The sequence below is a fragment of the Spirosoma luteum DSM 19990 genome (genome assembly GCF_000374065.1).
Taxonomy (GTDB): domain Bacteria; phylum Bacteroidota; class Bacteroidia; order Cytophagales; family Spirosomataceae; genus Spirosoma; species Spirosoma luteum.
This window is the reverse complement of record NZ_KB893261.1, coordinates 43441-63977: the sequence shown is the minus strand read 5'-3', so window position 1 is coordinate 63977 and position 20537 is coordinate 43441. Positions and strand designations below refer to the sequence as shown.

Annotated in this window: 16 protein-coding genes; 6 read left to right on the top strand and 10 right to left on the bottom strand. The window is 51.4% G+C overall.

From position 1 onward, the window contains the following. Nucleotides 1-37 precede the first annotated feature (37 nt). From B156_RS0115680 to B156_RS0115630, 10 genes are all read right to left on the bottom strand, one after another. Nucleotides 38-565 carry a hypothetical protein gene (locus B156_RS0115680; RefSeq protein WP_018620706.1) on the bottom strand — a complete coding sequence of 176 codons (528 nt, stop codon included), beginning with the start codon at nucleotides 563-565 and terminating at the stop codon, nucleotides 38-40. A 31-nt stretch (nucleotides 566-596) separates the two neighbouring features. Continuing rightward, nucleotides 597-3125, bottom strand: coding sequence for an ATP-dependent Clp protease ATP-binding subunit (locus B156_RS0115675; protein ID WP_018620705.1), 2529 nt, complete (start codon nucleotides 3123-3125; stop codon nucleotides 597-599). A gap of 101 nt (nucleotides 3126-3226) precedes the next feature. After that, on the bottom strand, nucleotides 3227-4171 hold the full coding sequence (locus tag B156_RS0115670) for a hypothetical protein (protein ID WP_018620704.1): 945 nt from the start codon (nucleotides 4169-4171) through the stop codon (nucleotides 3227-3229). Between the two features lie 210 nt (nucleotides 4172-4381). Continuing rightward, nucleotides 4382-5539: a hypothetical protein gene (locus B156_RS0115665; RefSeq protein WP_018620703.1), complete on the bottom strand. Its 1158-nt coding sequence runs from the start codon at nucleotides 5537-5539 to the stop codon at nucleotides 4382-4384. Between the two features lie 77 nt (nucleotides 5540-5616). Continuing rightward, a complete protein-coding gene (locus B156_RS0115660; protein WP_018620702.1) occupies nucleotides 5617-6537 on the bottom strand; it encodes a hypothetical protein in 921 nt (306 codons plus the stop codon). A 101-nt stretch (nucleotides 6538-6638) separates the two neighbouring features. Continuing rightward, a complete protein-coding gene (locus tag B156_RS0115655; RefSeq protein ID WP_018620701.1) occupies nucleotides 6639-8495 on the bottom strand; it encodes a type VI secretion system baseplate subunit TssF in 1857 nt (618 codons plus the stop codon). 146 nt (nucleotides 8496-8641) lie between these two features. Next, nucleotides 8642-9073 (bottom strand): GPW/gp25 family protein, encoded by a 432-nt coding sequence (locus B156_RS0115645; RefSeq protein ID WP_018620699.1) that lies wholly within the window; start codon nucleotides 9071-9073, stop codon nucleotides 8642-8644. Between the two features lie 13 nt (nucleotides 9074-9086). After that, the gene (locus tag B156_RS0115640) at nucleotides 9087-9995 is read right to left on the bottom strand and encodes a hypothetical protein (protein ID WP_018620698.1); all 909 of its coding nucleotides are present in this window, start codon (nucleotides 9993-9995) and stop codon (nucleotides 9087-9089) included. Between the two features lie 327 nt (nucleotides 9996-10322). Continuing rightward, nucleotides 10323-11261, bottom strand: a complete 939-nt coding sequence (locus tag B156_RS0115635) for a hypothetical protein (RefSeq protein WP_018620697.1) — start codon at nucleotides 11259-11261, stop codon at nucleotides 10323-10325. Nucleotides 11262-11380: 119 nt separating this feature from the next. After that, nucleotides 11381-12109 (bottom strand): GAF domain-containing protein, encoded by a 729-nt coding sequence (locus B156_RS0115630; protein ID WP_018620696.1) that lies wholly within the window; start codon nucleotides 12107-12109, stop codon nucleotides 11381-11383. Nucleotides 12110-12413: 304 nt separating this feature from the next. Here B156_RS0115630 and B156_RS0115625 point away from each other — a divergent pair, with 304 nt between their 5' ends. The 6 genes from B156_RS0115625 to B156_RS0115600 all read left to right on the top strand — a co-directional run bounded on the left by B156_RS0115625 (nucleotide 12414) and on the right by B156_RS0115600 (nucleotide 20514). After that, nucleotides 12414-14999: a hybrid sensor histidine kinase/response regulator gene (locus B156_RS0115625; RefSeq protein ID WP_018620695.1), complete on the top strand. Its 2586-nt coding sequence runs from the start codon at nucleotides 12414-12416 to the stop codon at nucleotides 14997-14999. A 97-nt stretch (nucleotides 15000-15096) separates the two neighbouring features. Next, the gene (locus tag B156_RS0115620; protein ID WP_018620694.1) at nucleotides 15097-15486 is read left to right on the top strand and encodes a response regulator transcription factor; all 390 of its coding nucleotides are present in this window, start codon (nucleotides 15097-15099) and stop codon (nucleotides 15484-15486) included. 18 nt (nucleotides 15487-15504) lie between these two features. Continuing rightward, the gene (locus tag B156_RS0115615) at nucleotides 15505-16599 is read left to right on the top strand and encodes a HEAT repeat domain-containing protein (RefSeq protein ID WP_018620693.1); all 1095 of its coding nucleotides are present in this window, start codon (nucleotides 15505-15507) and stop codon (nucleotides 16597-16599) included. Further along, nucleotides 16596-18032: a glycosyltransferase family 2 protein gene (locus B156_RS0115610; RefSeq protein ID WP_018620692.1), complete on the top strand. Its 1437-nt coding sequence runs from the start codon at nucleotides 16596-16598 to the stop codon at nucleotides 18030-18032. Before B156_RS0115615 ends, B156_RS0115610 begins: the two co-directional genes overlap by 4 nt. 26 nt (nucleotides 18033-18058) lie before the next feature. Beyond that, nucleotides 18059-19312, top strand: a complete 1254-nt coding sequence (locus tag B156_RS0115605) for a YaiO family outer membrane beta-barrel protein (RefSeq protein WP_018620691.1) — start codon at nucleotides 18059-18061, stop codon at nucleotides 19310-19312. A gap of 17 nt (nucleotides 19313-19329) precedes the next feature. Beyond that, the gene (locus tag B156_RS0115600; protein WP_018620690.1) at nucleotides 19330-20514 is read left to right on the top strand and encodes a hypothetical protein; all 1185 of its coding nucleotides are present in this window, start codon (nucleotides 19330-19332) and stop codon (nucleotides 20512-20514) included. Nucleotides 20515-20537 lie beyond the last annotated feature (23 nt).

Here is a 20537-nt window from a genome sequence, read left to right as displayed (position 1 = left end):
TCATATTGCCTATAATTACCTGTTCCCTTTCCTGTACCTACCATTCGCTGTAATGCCGGTTCAGGCGTTTCGTTAATATGTCCGTGAAGCCAATCCTGTAGGCCTCCGGGGGCCACGGAATACTGGTTTTACCCGTCTGCTTATATAAGCCATAATTCATCCAGTCGATGTGAATGTGGGTCATGTGCAGGTCGCTGTCCGTATAGGGGCTTCGGTTTCCGTTACGGTCATACTGAAAGTTCATGTAGATGACACTGTACCAGTGCATTTCCGTACGACATTCCAGGAACGCTTCAATAATCTTCGAGGCCAGTTGCTGTTCACCCGCCCGATTGGCAAACAGAATCAGGTCAAGCGCCAAACCCGCATCATGCCGGTTAAGGGTACCATCTTTTTTCCACTGAAGGCGGGGCAGTGGTGCTCCGTTTACTTCTACGTAGGTTTCGGTCAGCAGGGGCACGTTCTCAAGCAGTACCTGTGCCAGCGTCCGTACGGCCGGGCAGGGTTTGTTTCCTTCAAATGTCTGCAACCCTTTGCAGACCCCCAGACCCGTACAGGCTCCCATACTAATTCCCGTTTATTGATTATTGTCCTTGCTATACCACTACCTGCGGTTCGGCATGTTGCTGTTCATACACCCAGGTCAACTCCTGACCATCATCCGTCAGGTCCACCGTTACAACTGATCCTTTTTGCACCTCGCCCCCTACAATCATCCGCGAAATAGGCCGACGCAGTTGGTTCCGAATCACGCCTTTCAACTGCCTTGCTCCGTACTGGGGTGTAAACCCGGAAAGAGCGAGATGTCGACGGGCTTCGGTCGAGAGCGCCAGCGTTATCCCCTGTTTTGTTAGCTGGTCGATCAGACCACGCAGGTGCAGGTTGAAGATATGCACAGCGTTCTCTTCGGAAATCGGCGCAAAGGGCACGATTTCGGTCAGGCGGGCCAGAAATTCCGGTCGAAAATGGCGGCTCATGGATTCCATCAACTCGGTAGTTGTGGGTACCTTTCCTTCGCCGAACCGCTCGATTACCAATTGGCTGCCAATGTTAGACGTAAACAGCACCACAGCATCCGAAAAATCGCCTTCCTTACCCAACCGGTCGTGTAGTCGGCCCTCGTCCAGAATTTGCAGGAATATATCGAACACGGAGGGATGCGCTTTTTCGATCTCATCGAACAGCACCACCGAATACGGTTTTTCGCGGATTTTATTCACCAGCAACCCGCCTTCTTCGTACCCGACGTAACCGGGCGGGGCACCGTAGAGCAAAGCCGCCGAATGCTCTTCCTTGAACTCCGACATATCGAACCGAATCAGGAACGATTCGTCATTGAACAGGAAATCGGCCAGCGATTTGGCCAGTTCGGTTTTGCCCGTGCCGGTTGGTCCCAGCAAAAAGAACGAACCAATGGGCTGTCCCGCTTTCGTCAGGCCGGAGCGGGCTTCCAGTATGGCATCAGCCACGGCTTTCACGGCATGGTTCTGACCAATGACCCGCTGTTTTAGCACCTCCTCGATGGCCAGCAGTTTATCACGCTCCTGGCTCTGAATTTTCCCTAATGGGATGCCTGTTTTGTGCGAAATCACGGCAGCTACGTCGTGCCGGTCTACGCTCGTTTTGGGCGTAGCGGTCAGCTCATTCAGCCGGTCCAGCGTTTGACGAATATGATCCGTCAGAGTTGAAACCGATTCGAACGGGTCGGTTTCCAGTTCACCGTCAGGGGTAATCTCAGCCGCTATATTTGCCAGTAGAATGGGGCTTATTTTGTGCTCCAGTTCCTGGTGTAGATAGCGCAGTGTCTCCAGTGAAGCGGCTCCGTTGGTACTGTTGAGTTGTTCGGTCAACTGGGCCACCTCGGCGGGCGTTCGTTCGCTAATCATCCGAACGGCGGAGAGGGTACGGTCCAGCAAGTCGATAGCCGCATCGGGCAACCGACGGTTACGGCTGTAGCGTTTGGCCAACGTAACGGCTTCGGCCACTGCATCCACACCGACATTGAGACGATGATGCTCTTCGTAAAAAGGCACCAACCGCTGCACCATCCGAATAGCCGTTGCTACATCCGGCTCTTCAACCCGCAGCACATCGAACCGGCGGCTGAAAGCCTCATCTGTTTCGATGTATTTGCGGTATTCATCCAGCGTAGTGGCCCCGATAACCGTCAGATTCCCTTTGGCCAGTTCGGGTTTGAGCAGGTTAGCAACGCCGGTACCCAGTGGCCCCCGGCTATCCAGAAGCTGATGAATTTCGTCAATGAACAAAATGATTTTGGTATCCTGTTTCAAGGCGGCAAGGATGCTTTTGAGCCGGTCTTCTACTTCTCCTTTATACGAGGCTCCGGCTACCAATGCTCCCAGGTCCAGTTCCAGCAGGCGTGCGTTTTGGAGGTGATCAGGCACCTGTCCGGCCACAATATTTAACGCAAATCCATCAGCCAAGGCCGTTTTGCCCACGCCCGGTTCCCCAACCAGAATAACGTTTGGTTTCGTCCGTCGACCCAGCGTTTCGGTCATCATCCGTACTTCGCGGTCACGGCCCAGGATGGGGTCTAACCGACCTTCAGCGGCCATGGCTGTTTTATCGATGCAATAGCGCAGTAACGCCTGTTCAGACATTCCCCCCGCTGGTGTCGGTCCGGCACTCTTCTGTTTTTGTCCGTTCTGTTTACCATCGGGCGTAACGGCCATTTCTACTTCCGCATCGGCCAGTGCCGCCTGCATCAGTTCCGTCTGTGTCAATGGGAAGCTACGCAGTTGCTCGGCACTGAACCCCACTCCCGGCTTAAGCAGCGCGGCCAGCACGCAAACCGGGTCAGTTTGGGCCTTCCCCAACTGCATAGCCACCAGGTCGGCTAGTTCCATGGCCATTTTCACCTGCTCATCGCCCGGAGGGTTAGGCGATAACCGGCTCGCTTTAGGGCTGGCTTCAACCCGTACTTCGGCCCACTCGCGCAGGTACGGCACATCCTGCCCGGTCATGACTAGCCAGGAAGCCAGCCCTACCTCATTATTGAGGAGGCCCATGAGCAGGTGGGCGGGAGAAAACAGTTCATTCTGATACTCTTTCGAGAGTGTCTGAGCAATCTGTATGGCTCGTTTAACCTCTTCTGTATATGCCATCAGAATAGGGATTTAGACTGAAAAAAGGGTGGAAAGGGCAAATCAGTGGCAACCAGCGGGTTCTTACCCGCTACAACGTATTACAATTATGCGTTTATCAATTAATCGGAGCCTAACCGACGCAGCTTTTCGTTAATGGCGGTCAGGCGTTGTTTGGCATCCGGCCGGGTATTCTTTTCAAGCGTTTCCACCGCGAATTCATAGAGTGGTCGTCGCCAAAGGGGTGGTTTGTTGATAGCATCTGCTTTTTTCTCACACCGATCAATGATATCCATCTCCACATCAGCCCGGGAGACACCCGACGGTGCCGAAGCGGGTGCGGCACTATTATTACCAGCCACTTTCAACTGGTCCTGTAACTCCTTAATGCGATTTTGAGCAGCTACCATTCGGCCTGTACATTCCTGAAACTGCGACAGATATTGAGCGGCCAGTACTCCATTCCCGCCCCCCGATGGAGCCTGAGCCGGGGCAGCCGATGGTGCTGGTGCTGCGGCTGGTTTGGTTGCCACAATCCTGAGCATTTCGTTTTCCTGCCGGACCTGGGTAAGTGCCGCCGTTAGCTTATCGACCTGACTGGCATCAATCCCTTTTCTTTCCAGTAAGTCGCGCAGGTAACTGATGCTGTTACGGTACGTCAGCACGGCATTGTAGGCGCCAATAACACTGTGGGAAAGCTGTTTATTGAGGGGTTGTAGCTGTGCGGTATCGGCCTTTAGCCCATTTACCTGTTGTTGCAGGCCACTTTCCAGATCGGAAAGCTGCGTTTTTAAGCTACCCCTTTCTATGTCTGTTGCTTTCAGGTAAGCCTGATCCGTTGTCTCGAGGGTTTTTAAATTAGCGGAAACCATATCCATCGGCTTCGTCAGCTTTTGGGTTTGTTCGTTCAGGGTTTCAGTGAGCCGGGCATTTTCCTGCTTCAGGACATAGTTCGGGGCACTAAATAACCAGTATACCGCCAGTAGTGGTACACTGAGAGAAAGGCAGTATATCCCCAGAAATTGGCCAAAAGCCTGCTGTCGTTCGGATTTATTGAGTGGTTCCATAGATCAAGTGTATAGTGATTGAATGGTCATTCACGGTGTGTCAGTTAATAGTCACTATCTGTTGTTTGCTGTCAATGAAAATCGATGACTATTGACTGACCATTATGCCTACGAAATACCATGAGTGTTGTAATGACAGTCAATGTTAATTTATTTCAGGACAGCCACTTACATCTACTTATTAAGCGGTTCAGCCCCTTAGAAACCGGTCTATCCCAGCGGGCTCCAGCGCGAACGTGGCTTTTCGGGCGGTGTTTCTTTCACTTCATGTTCAATGATAAATACGTTTTGCCCCTTGCGTTTGCCAATAAAATCCAACTGCGCCAGTTTATAAAACACGTTCGATAGCGTTCGGTAAAAGGTATCCAGTTCGGTCAGCAGTGTGTTCAGTTCGGTATGCTCATAAGGCAGTTGCAGCGTTGCGTTAAGCTGGGCTTCCAGGGCACCCGGTGTCAGGTCCGCCCATTCACTGATGTACCCGATAAACTCTTCCCGCTCCCGTCCACTCAGCATGGTCATGACTACCCGAACCGCCTGAATGGGTCGCAGCAATGCTTCGGCCATCTGAACGGGTGGTTCGTAGGGTATGATCCAGCTAAAACGGGTACTGATGTCGCCCAGGATGAACGCCATTCGCTCGGCCATCAGCAGAGTACTGCTTTGCAGGGCATTTTTAGGGTCCCGCTCTTTACTGCGCTGCAAAATTTTGTAGGCGTTGGTTTCCAGCGATTCGAGATGCTTGCCAAACTGCTGATGCCATTGCTGGAGCCGTGGTAAACTATAGACCGACGTACAGGCAGGCAGGTAATCGGCATCGGGCTGCACTTCGCCATTTCCATACCGGACCCGCCCCACAATCAATTGGTAACTCAGTTCGCCGGGGCGGATTTGAGCAGAGGGCACCACATCGAGCCTGTATTCGGGCCGGGTATGAGGATGCCGGGGGGGAGTTTCGGTTAGGAGCGGTTCGCCGATGGGAATTCGGTTGAACGGGTCAACCGTTAGCACAACATCGAAGGTCTGGGGTTTTCCGGTTTGCAAGCCATACGTTTCGGCCAAAGTGGTGAATGAAGTGGTACAGGTCAGCGAATCTGTCAGATTGTGGTAGTCGATTCGGCCACCGTGTGGGCTAATAGCCCGACAGCTCTTCAGTTTTACTTTTATCTGTTCGTTAAAATCGCACTGAATCTGCACATCGAGGGAGTTTTCGGCGGGCAAAATACCGTATCGGAACCGGGATAGTCCCAGTGCATTACTGTCGCGCAGTTGATCATGCATAAAGTTTTCCCACTCGGTAAAGTGCCGCCGGGCTATTTTCATGCCGTCAATCCAGTTAACGGGTGGGTAAGTAAGTTCAGGTACAGTCATCGATGGAGGGGGTTATTTTTGTTTAGGATAGCGATGGGATGCAGGATGTACATGGTCACGCTGATACATCCTGCATCTTATACATATGTCGTAAAATCCAGCCGTCCGAAAACAGATTCATCAGAAAATATAAATCCATCATCCAAAGCTGACGTATCAAGATCAATTCGATAAGCGGCATCCAGTGGCACCACATAGCCAGCCAGCCATTCAATCAGTTTTAGCCCATTTTGTCCAGGCAAATACTCACTCATCCGTTCGCTGCGGTCGATATGAACCGTAATGCGGAGTAGCGGGCCTTCGTCGTGCAGCCAGCCATCCAAGACCGAGTCATTCCCCAGTTGCCACTGACCCAACCGGGCAAAATCAGCCTGTACCTGTTCCATTCCGCGTGAGTCGAGTCGTAGGCTCACGCGCTCCTCAACCAGTTGTTCGAAGCAGTCTATCATGGCAGCCAGGTCACCCGCTATCCGATACATAACCGGCAGCAGGTACAGAAGTCGTCTTAGCTGGGCGGGTGTCAGGAAATCCGGTAAATTCCAGAACCAGTCCAGCAGGTTATCGGTACCGTACAGAAACGTGCGCTGCTCCTGCTCTATCCGAATACGCTGCCGAAAAAACTCCTGTTCGATAGGCAGAAAAAAAAGCCGGGCAGCCCGTTCACGCTGTTGCTGAACACTCATTTCCCGTAGCGTGGCTTCTTTTGAGGATTCGGTATCGTTGCTGGTTGGCTGATGAAAGACTCCTTCAGGCAATAGGTCGTACAAGCTACCCCGATTGAGGTCAATCTGTAGCCACCGCTGCACCTTGTGTTGCGCTTCCACCCACTGGGCCTGACTGATATCACGGCCAAATGTTCGTTTGAAGGCCCCCAGGGGGTTAATAATCAGCTCGTCGAGCGATATGCCGTCTTCGAGCATATCTGCCAATACCACCTCGGCCCGGAGGTCTTCCGGCAGGTGATCCAGGCGGTTGGCGTAGCTCTCTAACGGTTCCATTCAATACTGATTTTCTATGATGCGGGTGGCAACCCGCCGAACTAGTTGACCCAAACTATCCCGTTTCAACGTAGCCTGTGGCTGCGCGGGTTTGCTCAATGCTATAGGATAAGGACCTGAAAAGGTAACATTCCCACCGACTGCGATTCCAGGTTACGTTCCAGTAGTGTAGCCTGTTGCTGCCAGTCGGCGGGGGTATAGGTGCTCGTGGCCGAAGGCTCCAGACTCACCCGGATGCACCGTTGAAAACCGTTGGCGGGCGCTGGATCAATACGAAAAGCCCGCTCCACCTGCATTGACCGGATATGTTGCCCTAACTCGGTCTGGCACACGGCCCGGACGTCCTCGAGGGTGACGATGCGATTACGCGTCAATAGAGCCTGCTTATACTGGGTAATTTTTTCGGCCTCTTTTGGACGCTCCCGCCCTCCTGTAGTGGCTGTTAGTAGAAAAGCAGCCTCTTTACGAAGCGAACTATCGGCGTAGGGACTGAGCCGACTACCAACCGGCAATCGGTTGGCGGCTTCCCCGTCGCAGGTCCAGTATTCGACAAACACCGTTTCGCCCGGTTTTTGCGGCTTGATAACCAGGTAGGGAATGGAGTCGCGTTTACGGGTTTTCTGGTCAACTTTTGCTTCCAGCCGGGCCAGTGTCTGATTCAACTCCCGAATAATTGACGACAGAAAATCTTCTCCCAGAGCGGCAAAAGCGGCACTTTCGTTGCGCAGTAGGTCCTGCAAATTGATGAGCGTCTGCCGGGAATCCCGGTCGTCGAACCGGCTAACGCCGTACTGAACAGTGTAGGTGCCAGCGGCCAAATCCGTCAGGCTTCCCAGCGGAATAGCCGTTAGCGGACAGTCTTTACTGGTTCGCACCTCCCGCATTGCCAAAAAATACTGCTCTGTTTCGAGGGGTATAATATTGAGGTTTTGCTGCAGCCGATACGTGATCCGATGGAGCCGCCGATTCATGACGGGCACGCCATTCAGCCCCACCACCATCCCCGGCAAAGCCTGGGTACTAACCGTATGCGGCAGTTGCAGTTCGATCCACCATAGCGGCTCCCGAAGCAACCGCAAATCGCGCTCGGCAAACCATTGCCCTACAGCTGGCGGATACGATTGTTGGAGGGATGGGATGGATTTGAATAGAGGAGCCGCATCTATCGTTACGAATTGGCGCTCCAATGCCGACAAGGCTTGTTTTTCAACCTTGTGCATAACATCAAATTCGCTCACGAATGAAGTGGCCGGATATACCGACATATCCTGACCCGGCAAACCCGTTCGAACGGTTAATGCCTGCCCCCCCAACCGCCATGAACTGCCGGCGGGTATAGATTGGCAGGCCTCCGGCCGGGTATCGGCAGGCCAGTCGAAGAAGAAGGATAGCCCTTCCAGTGATTCAACCCGTTCGTCCAATTCCAGGCCAAGCCAGAGGGATTGGTAGGGCAGTACGACGGGCGCACCCTGTTGCTGAGCTATGGGCATTTTCTGCGTTCCCTCATCCATCTGAAACAGCGTTTCAGTGGTAGCCATATACCGAATGGCTCCGTTAACAACCGGAGAAGAGACGATGGGCGAAAAATACATCTCGGCTGCACTGGCCGAATCGGCACGGCTGGTTCCGGCCCGTTTATAACACAGCTGGGCCGTGACAGGGACCACAGCCTGGGGTTCAACCGAGCGTAGCTGCGCTATACCAAATGCGGGCCGGGGCACATCCGGTTCCGGATGCATAATTTGGGCTAATCGGTCCAGCAATCGGGTTTGGGTACTACCCATCTCAATGGACACCCGCTCAAATTCTACGGAACAGGCTTCAATCAGTAAGGCCACTAACGGGTCGAAACTGTCGAGATCGGTCTCTGTATACCCCCACAGATCGGCAGCCCGGCGCAACATCCGGTTTTTTACCCGTTCGCGGGTGAACCCCTCCGAAACAAGATCAGTAGCCATAGGTGGTTTGTTGTTTGCGGTTTATTGTTTGTGCCAGATCGCCTGACTGGTTGCCCGAACTGGCCTTACTACCCGGCACCATAGTAGTTTAAAGCGAAGGGGAGTCTCTTCCCACCACCCTAACCTATTGGCTATAAAAATGAAACTTACTCTGTTGAAAGTGGAGCCAGAAACAGACTGCGCTGAAACGAAAACGGCTCGTTCGTTCGCGTTAGAACTCCGTCGATCCAGACACTAAGCCGCCGTTTGACCCGACGATTCGTTCGGCTGAGTTGAATTTCCTGATCCATGATATCAACGCGAATACGGACCTGTGTCAGCCTTTTTTCGTGGTCGAGGACCGATGCTTCTATGGACTGACGAATATCTTCCTTCCATCGACTGTTTGACTGATTGGCAAAGTCTTCGTCCCACAAACTACAGCCAAATGTTTCATCGAATCGAGACTCGCTAAAGTGCGTCGTCAACATCAGGTACAGATTCTGAGCTATCGACTGGGGTGTCGAGCAGGTAGGGTGCGGCTTGTGCTGTATTACCTCATCCAGGCGTAGTGGCAGAGTATAGTAAGGCTGTGGCATAGCGGAATAGTCGTTAAAACCGGAACAGGATCCCCGCACTCACGCCCACACTGTTCATCGCTATATTATAACTTGGTGCCTGATAGGGTGGACTACTGGAATAGATACCTTCGTCCTTGTATTGGGTAATAGTATTACTTTTGGTTGCTACCCCACTTTTAGTACTGACGCTACTATTCTGGATTTCTTTCGGCTGGAATGACTGATTGTAAGCAACTACTTCAGCAAAACCCCGTAAACTCTGGCTTATTCTGAACTGAACACCCAAAGCAGCCTGGTAGCCGAAGGCAATGGTCGTTTTTTTAAAGTCTGCCGTATATTCGCCAGTGGTACTCGCTCCCGTTGTGGGTACGTTGAGACTCGTTTGAACCGTTTTATAATCGAGGACGATCCCTCCAACGAGACCCAATCGATTATAAATATAATACGAAGGACGTGACAGTGCCTTAAACGTAATATTGGGTATAATGGATAAGACCCGGAAAGTGGTTTTATTCGTACTGGTATACTTATAATTACTTCCAACATAAGTGTTATCAGTCTTCAGGTCCGCTCCCAACATCATTTCGGCATCGATTCCAAGATTGATAAACTCACTCACGATTGCACCGATACCGATACCCGCCCGTGGCCCCGCTCCCAGGCCTTTGCTGTTTGTTTTGAAGGACGATGTAGTGGTGCCCGTTGAGATTGATGAGGAACTGGATTCTACCTGCGATCCTGGAGTCAATAAGCCATAGAAACCATAGATTTTAACGTAAACCGGCGACTCCCCGGCCAGTGTTTTGCGCGGGGAAATTCCGGATGTTACCGACTCGGTAGTGTGCCGTGTTGTGTTTAGGGCGACGGTTGGCTGTGCCTGTGCTGCCGAAAAACCAGCAGCCAGGCATAAAAATGGGGTGAGGTGGTGATGCGTCATCATGGGGGTAGTTGTTTATCCTATTCCAGTTGACACCCAGGCAGTTATACATAAACTTGCTAGGTGAAGACAGGACAAAGTAAACCCTTGCCAAAACAGCATCAAAGCGTATAAATACGCTTATCAACAGGCAAAAATCCGGTTTTTACGCCTAAATCAATAAACGTTCATCAATAGTCCAGGGTTAAAAATCGTGTTACCTACCCGGGCTTATAGCTGGGCAAATGAATTACCCCCGATCCAGACAGTAATTACTGACGGAATCGGGGGTAATTCGTGTACAATACACGACTGGTATATCAATCAGGTTTCACTACAACCAATCACACTTTATTGATAAAGGGAAATATAAGTGGGCCTGGCCTGTTTGGCGAAAGAATAGGCAAACACCTGATAGCCAATCAGACGCACATTGCTTTTACCCGTAAAAGTAGCGGCATTGAACTGATTCATGATGTCGGTGTAGGCTTCGTCAAAGGAGTGGTTCTGGCCGCTGACACTATAGTAATCCTGCATAAATTCGGGTTCGGCACTAAATAGTACAATGATATCCATTACCCGGTTCTGGCTTTGGGCAGCTTTGCCAATCGTGGACAGGCGGCTCTGCATATAACCAAACTGGGGGTTGGGCCGGTAGTCGTGGACCAGAATGCGGTCCAGCCAGCGCACCAGCGTTTTGGCCTGTTGTAGGTCCTGCCCCGTAGGGTTCTGAAACCACCCTATATACGCTTCGGTCGTTATCTGGGGCGAGGCAGCTCTCGCCTTATTACTCATGGTTTGCAGGATAGACGTATAGCAGTTAAAATCGCAGGCAGGCCCATTGTTCCACCATTCATTTTCCAGATTATAGGTCGTAAACCGCTCGTTCAGGTTGGTTCTGGATGCATCATAACTGGCGTTCTGCTGAAAATTAGCCGCCGTTCCCCGCACAGCGGCCACCTGATTAACACCGTATGTGACTCGTGCTTTCTGCATGAACAGGGCCAAATCTGTATACCGTTCATTCCCCATTACCGTGTTAAGGTCGTATAAACTAAGGGCGTTCACGTTGTTGCTCACGCACCAGTTGAGCAAGGAATCTTCCAGAACGGTGTTGCCAAGGATAGCGTTGAACCCATCCACATAAATACCCCGGTAGGCGGGTGGCGCCACAACTGCTTTACGGGCCGATTCGGCAGAACGAGGTGCCACGGGATCAATTGTATCTAATTGACAGCTTACCAGCATGACGAGTGATAAAAGCAGCGTACCAGGTAAAGAGTATTTCATGACCAACCAAATTAACGTTATTATGTAACTTTACTTTTAAAGCCATAAATATTAATATACTAAACCGTTACGCACAGCTCTTCAATCAAATAATAAAGAAACTTTCTTTTAAATTTATCTTACGGTCTATCTAAGCCAATGTCTGTGAGAGCCTCGTTCAATGCCGTTCCTGCTCGCTGTAAGGCAGTAAGGGTATCCATCTGATCGGGACGGGGAGCTTGATTAACCAGCCGTTCTACGTTATCCTGTATTACTTCTGCCATGGGTTGCAGCCTTCTGACCAGCCGTTCTGTTGACGCAGACGCGGCTGAATCAGCTACTGTCAATCTGGCCTGTGTATCTTCCAGCTCTCTTTTAGTCTTTCTTAATTCGAAATGGGTATTCACTAACCGGGCCAGGGCCCGCAACGATAGTAACTGGTTCTCCGTTAGGGTACGCGGGCGGTTATCGATTACGCACAACGTTCCCAATGGATACCCTTCAGGATTAACTAAGGGCACACCGGCGTAGAAAACAACCCGGGGCTGCCCGGTAGTTAATGGATTATCTGAAAACCGTTCATCCTCCCGGGCATCAGGAACAATAAGAATCTCGCTGGGATTCAGAATGGCATGCGCACAAAATGAGTACTCCCGTTTAGTCTCATCCGACGCGAGTCTTTGTTTGGACTTAAACCACTGTCGGTTCTCGTCCACTAAGCTGATCAGTGAAATTGGCGTACGGCAAATTTCGGAAGCGAGTTGAGTTACATCGTCGTAGATATCTTCAGGGGATGAATCCAGTAGATTGTACCCCGTAAGGGCTTCAAGTCGGGCTGATTCGTCGGCCGGTGCCGGAGCAGATTTCATTGGATTTAAGAAAGTAAAGTGCTCAGTTAGTAAATGTTCAGTAAAGTAAACTTGTTTTCCCCCCATACCAATAGGTATTCAATTTGCCAGCAGGGTACTCCGGTAGTTGGCCAGGAAATTCATCAAATGGATAAGCACTCCTCATAGGTTACGAGGTTAACTTTTTACCCTCAATAATGATTGGTAGCTTTATATCGATTATACAAGCTACATACAGGCAGACTAACTGGTTTGTTCTGACTTGAAAAGTAACAAAAAGGAACAAACGTTATACCAATCCCTGCCTTTGGCGATTATTTAGCTGATGAAACTAACCATCCGGAATCAGACCGTCCGCATTGCGCTGTTTACCGGTTTTGGCATAGCCATCATCCTGTTGACCATTCGCCATTATTACGAAGCCACTACTTTTAGTAACGTAAGCAGAGGTAGTCAGTCTGTCATTCAGACAATTGCCGTTCTGAACAATACCATCGAATTAACGATAGAACTTGGCTATCCGCTGCACGCCCAGTTACCCGATCCAACCGCCCAGGCTATATTGCGGGCAAACCAGTCTGCCCGTACGAAAGCGGCCATACGACCACTGCTCGACTCGCTGGTTACGCTGACGCAGGACACCCCCGAATTCAATCCGTTAGCCCGTCAGTTGAAGGCTGAGGCTGACGTTGTACTCCAGGCCGATATAATCCGAAACTCCGATAATGCCAGCCAAAAAATTCAGCAATTAGTACGGATGCTGCGAACATTTCGGCTGGCACTGAGCGACAACCTGCTGGGTAGTCAGAAGCAGATTAGCGGTCACATTGCGGTCATGCGGACCCTCAACACCATTGTTGACAGTGTGCTATTACTGCTTGCCACGGCGCTGTTAATCGTTTTTTACCGCTACACGCTACGCCGGGAGCGGCTCACCAAACAGGTAATTGACCGTCAGAAAGAGCTTACTCAGTACCTGGAGGCCATTCCGGAAGGCGTTATTGTGCTGAACACGGACAAACAACTTGTTTATACCAATCAGGCAGCTCAGCAAATGCTGACTATTCTCCCAACTGAATCAAACCTGTACCTGTCTGACCTCGCCAGGCGGTTTCGCCTGGCCTACGCCGATTCGAGAGAACCGTTTCAGCCGGACGATATTCCACTAAGCCGGGCCCTGAAGGGCGAGATTATTTCAACGGACAATATGCTGCTGGAAACGGAAAGCGGCTCCCGGGTAATAACGTCACAAGCCCGCCCTCTTTACGACCGGGAGGACCAGCTTATCGGGGCTATTTCCATCTTTCGTGATATTACCGAAGCGAATCAGAAAGAGCAGGAACTACAGCAGGCCCGTACCATTGCAGAACAATCGTTGCAGGAACGGGAAATTTTCCTGGCTAACATCAGCCATGATATCCGAACGCCCCTTAACGCCATATTGGGCTTTACAGAACTCCTCCGCCAAAAACGAATGGCTCCCGATGAGCAGGAGTACCTCAATGGCATAAAGCTATCGGGAAATAACCTGTTGGCCCTGATTAATGAGTTACTGGATATATCCAGAATCGAGTCGGGGCAGTTGGTGCTGGAGCCCGTACCAACTGCTACGTATGAACTCATACAGACTATAGAAACCCACCTGTCAGCCAAAGCAGGCGAAAAAGGCCTTCGGTACGAAGTACAGATAGACCCGGCTGTTCCCCCGGTTTTGCTGGCCGACCCCTTAAGGCTTACCCAAATCCTGTTGAATATCGGCGCCAATGCCGTTAAATTTACCAAAGAAGGATTTATCAAACTAAGTGTATATCCAGAACCGTCCAGCCAGCCTGAGCAAACAACCGTGGTGTTCTGTATCGAGGACTCAGGAGTTGGTATGGACGACGAGAATCAGGACCATATTTTTAACCGGTTTAGCCGCGTTTTCTCGGATGATTTGTTCCGGTCGGCAGGTACAGGTTTAGGCATCAATATAGCCCAGAGTCTGGTTAGCCTGATGAATGGTATAATCGATGTAAAAAGCAGTTTGGGTCAGGGCACTACCTTCACCATCCGGATACCGTTTGTTATACCCCAGACAGTGGCGCCAGCACCAGCTTTAGCGCCCCCGCCCCTGCCGGTTCCGCCACTCGATTCCACCACCAGCCGGTCAACCATTGATGTACTGGTCGTTGAAGACAATGAAATGAATCAGAAAGTCATGGAGGGCTTTATGATGCGCTATCAACTCAAGCCAGTGATAGCCAATAACGGCCTCGAAGCCGTAGCCATGCTGGCACACAGGACGTTCGACCTGATTCTAATGGATATTCAGATGCCGGAAATGGACGGTTACACCGCCACACAAGTTATTCGGCAGGACCTTGCCCTTACCACACCTATCATTGCCATGACGGCCTATACCATGCCGGGCGAACGTGAGCGTTGCCTGGCTACCGGCATGAATGCATACCTGGCTAAACCCGTGCGTATGGAACAAATCGACGAAATTCTGGCTTTATTTGCGCCGGGATTTAAACTTCCTGCCGCTGCCAGTCCGGATAGCCATACAGCAAACACGGAGAAAGAACTCATTGACTGGGCTTACCTGAATGAGGTTACAGACGGAGATAATGAATTACTTGCCGACTTACTTTCATTGTTTACCCGGGATTTACCGCAGTATCGACGGGCATTATTCGAAGCAATTGAGGCACAGGACCGTACTGCTTTTAATCAGACCGCCCATAAATTCCGTTCTTCGCTCAACTCACTGGCTATGCTGAGCCTGGCAGTGCGCCTGAAAGAAATGGAAAGCGAAGGCCAGGAATTTAACCTTACTTTAGCGGCCCGGTTAGCAGGTTTGTTCCAGGACATTAACAACTGTCTCCGTATACTGGAACACAAATTGGAGTCAGACATCATTACCTAATAGGTGTATGTGTCCATAAATATTATATACCACCATATAATTAATATTTACTATACCCAATAGCCATAGTAAATATAGTTATAGTTAACTTTATTCCATGGAAGGTGAGCCAACTAGTAAAACGTACACTATTTTAATCGCTGAAGACGAAGCACTCGTACTGAAAATGTTGTCTTATCGATTGCAGAAAGAAGGCTTCACGATACTGGCTGCCAGTGACGGTAAACAGGCACTGGAATTTCTTCGGACCACGACGCCTGACCTGGTCATTACCGATTTGATGATGCCTTATCACAGTGGATTAGAAGTGCTGGAGTACGTAAAAAAATCACTCAGCAGCCGCATTCCGGTCCTTGTCCTTTCGGCATCCGGTCAGGAGCAAACGGTCTTGAAAGCATTTAGTCTTGGTGCCGACGATTTCGCCCTGAAGCCCTTCAGCCCCAACGAGTTAGTCAGCCGCGTCCGGAAGCACCTGAAAAGCCGCTAGCCGCCCATAATGATGCGCATGAGCCAGACTGAGTGGATAGTTGATCTTGAGAATACCTGGCTAGACTCCCTAAGTCCTTTTCAGTTGCTCTTACTGACGCTGGTCGTCATTTCGACCCTAACGGCCGTTTTTTTAGTGGCTCATGTAATCGGGCTGATGTTGATTCGTAACCGCCGAAAATGGTGGGCTGATGCCCTGCAGGCACGAATTGAAGACGGAATCGCTATCTGGCTGGCAGGCGATTATTCCATCCGGGAACTGACTAGTGCCTTTCAGGAAGAGTTAAAAAAAGACCCAGGGGCCGGAAAAATTATCCTTAACGTAATTTTTGCCACCAGTAAGTTACTTCGGCAGGAGGGACAGTCTGCCCTGCGCCAGCTGCTTACCGGCCTCGACCTTCACCAGCTTTGTTATAAGCTCCTCAAAAGCCGACACTGGTACCAGCAGACCTATGCTACCCAAATCATTGGTCAACTTCAGATGGAGGAGGCCTTACCCCTCCTGAAACACAAACTCAAAACAAAAAACAGTACACTCCGGCTCGAATTGATTACTGCTATGGTTGCCCTAGGGGATCAGTCCTGGCTACAGGAAATCGATTATAACAGCGCCCACCTGTCCGATTGGGAGCAGATCGTACTGCTGGAACGATTCCGGCGACTGAACACCGAGCAACTCCCTCCATTCGAGAGTTGGCTAACCTCTGCCCATGCAGGCTGGGTGCTCTTTGGCGTTCGCCTTTGCCGCCACTTCAACCGCTTTGATCAGGTGCTGAAACTGGGAAACCTGCTTCAACACCCGGACAAAAAGGTGCAAATGGCGGTACTGGATGCCTTTGACTATTTAGGCTCACCCGAAGCCATCCCCTTCCTGATACGTTACATGCACCAGGCAACCGGCGACCGGCTTCGTACTGCCATAAGGGTACTGGGCAATCAGGGCGACCCGGATCTTGTGAGGCTCCTTGGCCCCTACACGGCACATACTGACCCCATCGTTCAGCTAAGTGCCCTGAGTGCGTTGAAGGAACTGGGGCTAACGAAAATAGAGCTCGGCCAGCTAAGCAGCAACCCAAACTATATTGACCATTTGTTTGACCCTAAACTACGATGAATCTCAGTTTCTGGGCCGACATTCTGTCCTATATTTTTCTGCTGTATACGCTGCTGCTCATGCTGATCTATATTGTTTCGGCACTGGCATCATACCGCGTTATCAGAAAGCACGTTGCCGAAGCATCGTTTGTTGACTTTCGCCAGATTCTAACCTCGCCCCTCTCCCCGAAAATATCCATTATTGCCCCTGCCTACAACGAAGCCCTCAATATTGTCGATAATGCCAAATCGTTGCTGGCCCTGGAATACCCGAATTTTGAAGTAGTAATCGTGAACGATGGTAGTAAAGATGAAACACTACAGCGCCTGATTGATGCTTACAAGCTGGAGAAAACGTCATTTCTGGTGCAGCAGCAGGTGGAATGCAAGGAAATCATAGGAGTTTACAAAGCACAGGATGAGGCCGTTTCGCACCTGACGGTGGTGGACAAGCGCAATGGCGGCAAGTCCGATGCCCTCAACGCGGGCATTAACGTCTGCGCCGGGCAACTGTTTGCCTGTATTGACGTAGACTGTGTGCTTGAACGCGATGCGCTGTTGCGAATGATTAAACCGTTTCTGGAAGAAACCGATCAGAAGGTGATTGCCACCGGAGGGGTTATTCGGCTGGCCAATGACTGTGTTATCAGTGATGGACGGCTCATTGAGATCAACGTACCCCGCAACCTCATTGCCAGAGCGCAAGTGCTGGAATACATGCGGGCTTTTTTGCTGAGCCGGGTGGCCTGGGCCAATATTAATGGGCTGCTGCTTATTTCAGGAGCCCTGGGACTGTTTGATAAACAAACCGTGGTAGAGGCCGGAGGCTACTCGCATAAAACCGTGGGCGAAGACATGGAGCTCGTTATGCGGATGCGACGCATGATGGAGGAACGCAAACAATCCTATGCCGTGCGCTACATTCCCGATCCGCTGTGCTGGACCGAAGGGCCTACGAGTTGGGATATTCTGGGGCGGCAGCGAAACCGCTGGACCCGGGGACTAATGGACTGCCTGAAGTTTCACCGAAAAGTATTCTTCAACCCGGATTACCGCGTCATGGGTATGATCAGCTACCCCTTCTGGTTTCTGTATGAGTGGCTGGCCCCCATCATTGAATCGCTGGGATTGATTTTCAGCATCATTTTATGGATACTGGGCATTATCAACGGTTCCAGTTTCTGGCTGCTGCTAGCCACCGTCTACAGCTATGCCGTTTGCCTGTCCTGTCTGGCCATCTGGGTGGATCAGAAAACGTACCTACAGTACCGCAGCAGGCGCGACCTAGGCCGGTTGCTCGTGATTGCGTTGATAGAACCGTTTTTCTACCACCCGTTCACAGTGTACAGTAGTATTCAGGGGAATATAGACTACCTGCGCGGTAAAAAAGGCTGGGGCAGCATGACCCGCCAGGGCCTTAGTAAACCCGCCACGCCTACTCCATCCAGTTAACAAATCATCACTTAATCAACCGTACTGTGAAAATCATTTACCTGCTGTTTGTGACCTGTTTGCTCTGCCAGCTCCCCGCCTGTGCGCAGTCGGAACCGGGCTCCGATGAGCTCTTCAAACAGGCCCGGCAAGCCGCCTTCGACGATAAAGATTATCCCCGTGCCCTTGCGCTCAGTCAGCAGGCATTGGCAAAAAGCCCCGACTACGCGGAGATACGGACGTTTATGGGGCGGCTTTACACCTGGAGTAACAAGCTACCGGAAGCCCGGCAACAGTTCTCGCAGGTGCTGGCAAAGGATTCAAGCAACAAAGATGCGCTGAGTGCCGCAACAGACCTGGAGTTCTGGAATGACAGGCCCGAGCAGGCGCTGGTCTACTGCAACACCGCCCTGCGCCATTACCCGGCAGATGTTGACCTCCAGCTAAAAAAAGCCCGGGTTTTGAACGATCTCAAACGAACGGCAGAAGCGTACACGATTGCCGCCCAGGTAGTGCAGAAAAACCCGGACAATTCCGATGCCAGAGCCCTGGCGGACCGGCTCAAATGGGCGGCCAGCAAAAATATGATTATTGTCGGCTACGATTACCTGTATTTTGACAGGAATTATAACGACGCGCTGCACACAAGTCCCTGGCAACTGGCGAGTGTTTCGTATAGCCGCTCCACCCCGGTTGGCTCCGTTACCGGGCAGCTTAACTACGCCAACCGCTTTGGAGCCAGTGGATTTCAAACCGAAATTGATGCCTACCCACACATCAGCAAAACCTTTTACAGTTACCTGAACGTGGGTTTTTCGGGAAATGAGCCCGTTTTTCCGCGTTTCAGGGCTGGTTTCTCCCTGTACGCCAATTTACCCAAAAGCTTTGAAGCCGAAGCGGGTTTCCGATACCTGAAATTTTCTGACGCCACGTGGATCTATACCCTGTCGGCCAGCAAGTATGCGGGTAGTTTCTGGTTCAACCTGCGCACGTACCTCGTTCCCGGCAACCGCGATATCTCGCAGACGTACATCGGCACGGTGCGGTACTACTTTGGTGCGGCCGATGACTTCATTGCCGTGGCAGGCGGAACCGGTATCTCGCCTGACGAAGCCCGGAACGCCCTGCTGGGGCAGGATATCCGGAAACTGGGCTCCCAACGGGCCAGTATTGAGTTCCGAAAGAGTTTCCACCAGCACTGGATTCCGTCTGTCGTGGCCTCCTGGTACGGTGAGGAACAGAGTAACCGGCCGCGTGGCAACCAGTGGGGGATCAATTTCGTCCTCCGTCAGCGATTTTAGCGTAACCTACCGGCTTTATGCGTAAGAGAAACCTGTTTTACTTCATTCCGGCGTTTATCCTCCTGATTCCTTTCTGGATGTGGCTGGCGTGGTGGCTGACCTCCAAACGCCCGCTGGTGGCTGCCATTGTCGATAAAACCGTGCTTCGCCCCGATGGGCAGGAGCACATATCCCTGACCTGGGTGTTGAACCACCAGCGTTTTACCAAGACAAAACAGCGTGGATACCGAATTGACCAGGACTATTTCGGCTTCTTTCCGCTGGAGAATCAACAATACCGGATTAAGGGACTCGAACGATTTACGCACCAGCAACTGGCTCAGCTAAGCCGCGACAGCGACCTGGCCTACTACACCGATACGTACGGTATATACCGGCAGGAGTGGTTCCAGAGCAATACCCCCTCCGAACGCTCCGGTATCATTTACGGGGGGATGAGTCGGAAAGACGTCGATTTTCTGTCGCTGATGAAACAGAATCACAAGCTGGTTATCGCGGAGTTCAACGACATCAACTCCCCTACCGACCCGGCCGTCCGGAATCAGTTCGAGTCGACATTTGGTGTGCGCTGGACGGGTTGGATTGGTCGTTATTTCGATTCGCTGGACACCACCGTGAACCAGGAAATGCCCCAGTGGCTGGTCCGGAACTACAAGCGGCAGCACAAAGGGCAATGGCCGTTCACGAAATCCGGTGTGGTCTATGTGTCGGAGAAGGACGAGGTTGTCATTCTGGAAGAAGATACCCACCTGGCCCGAAACGTGCCGCAGATGCTGGCCTCGGACGTTGGCCAGGCGAAATTTGGGCTCCCCCGCCGGATTCGGTACACGTACTGGTTTGATGTACTTACCTATAACCCACGGGTCAATCAGGAAATTGCCCACTACGAAATCTACCCCAACGAAGCGGGTAAACGGGAACTGGCCCGCTTCGCCCTGCCCACCCGGTTTCCGGCCATCCTCATGCACGATGCGCCGGATTACGGCTTCTATTACTTCGCGGGCGACTTCTGCGACAATCCCATCAGCATGTCATCGGCCTATTTCCGGGGTATCGAGTGGCTGGCACCGTTCGCCTACATGACCGAAGGACTTACCGAGCGCAAAGGATTTTTCTGGCGAGCCTACCAGCCTATGCTCACCCGCATTCTGGAAGATGCTTACACCCGCAAACAGGCCAAAACCACCCGCTCCAATCCGTAGACAACGCTTGAATTAACTATACA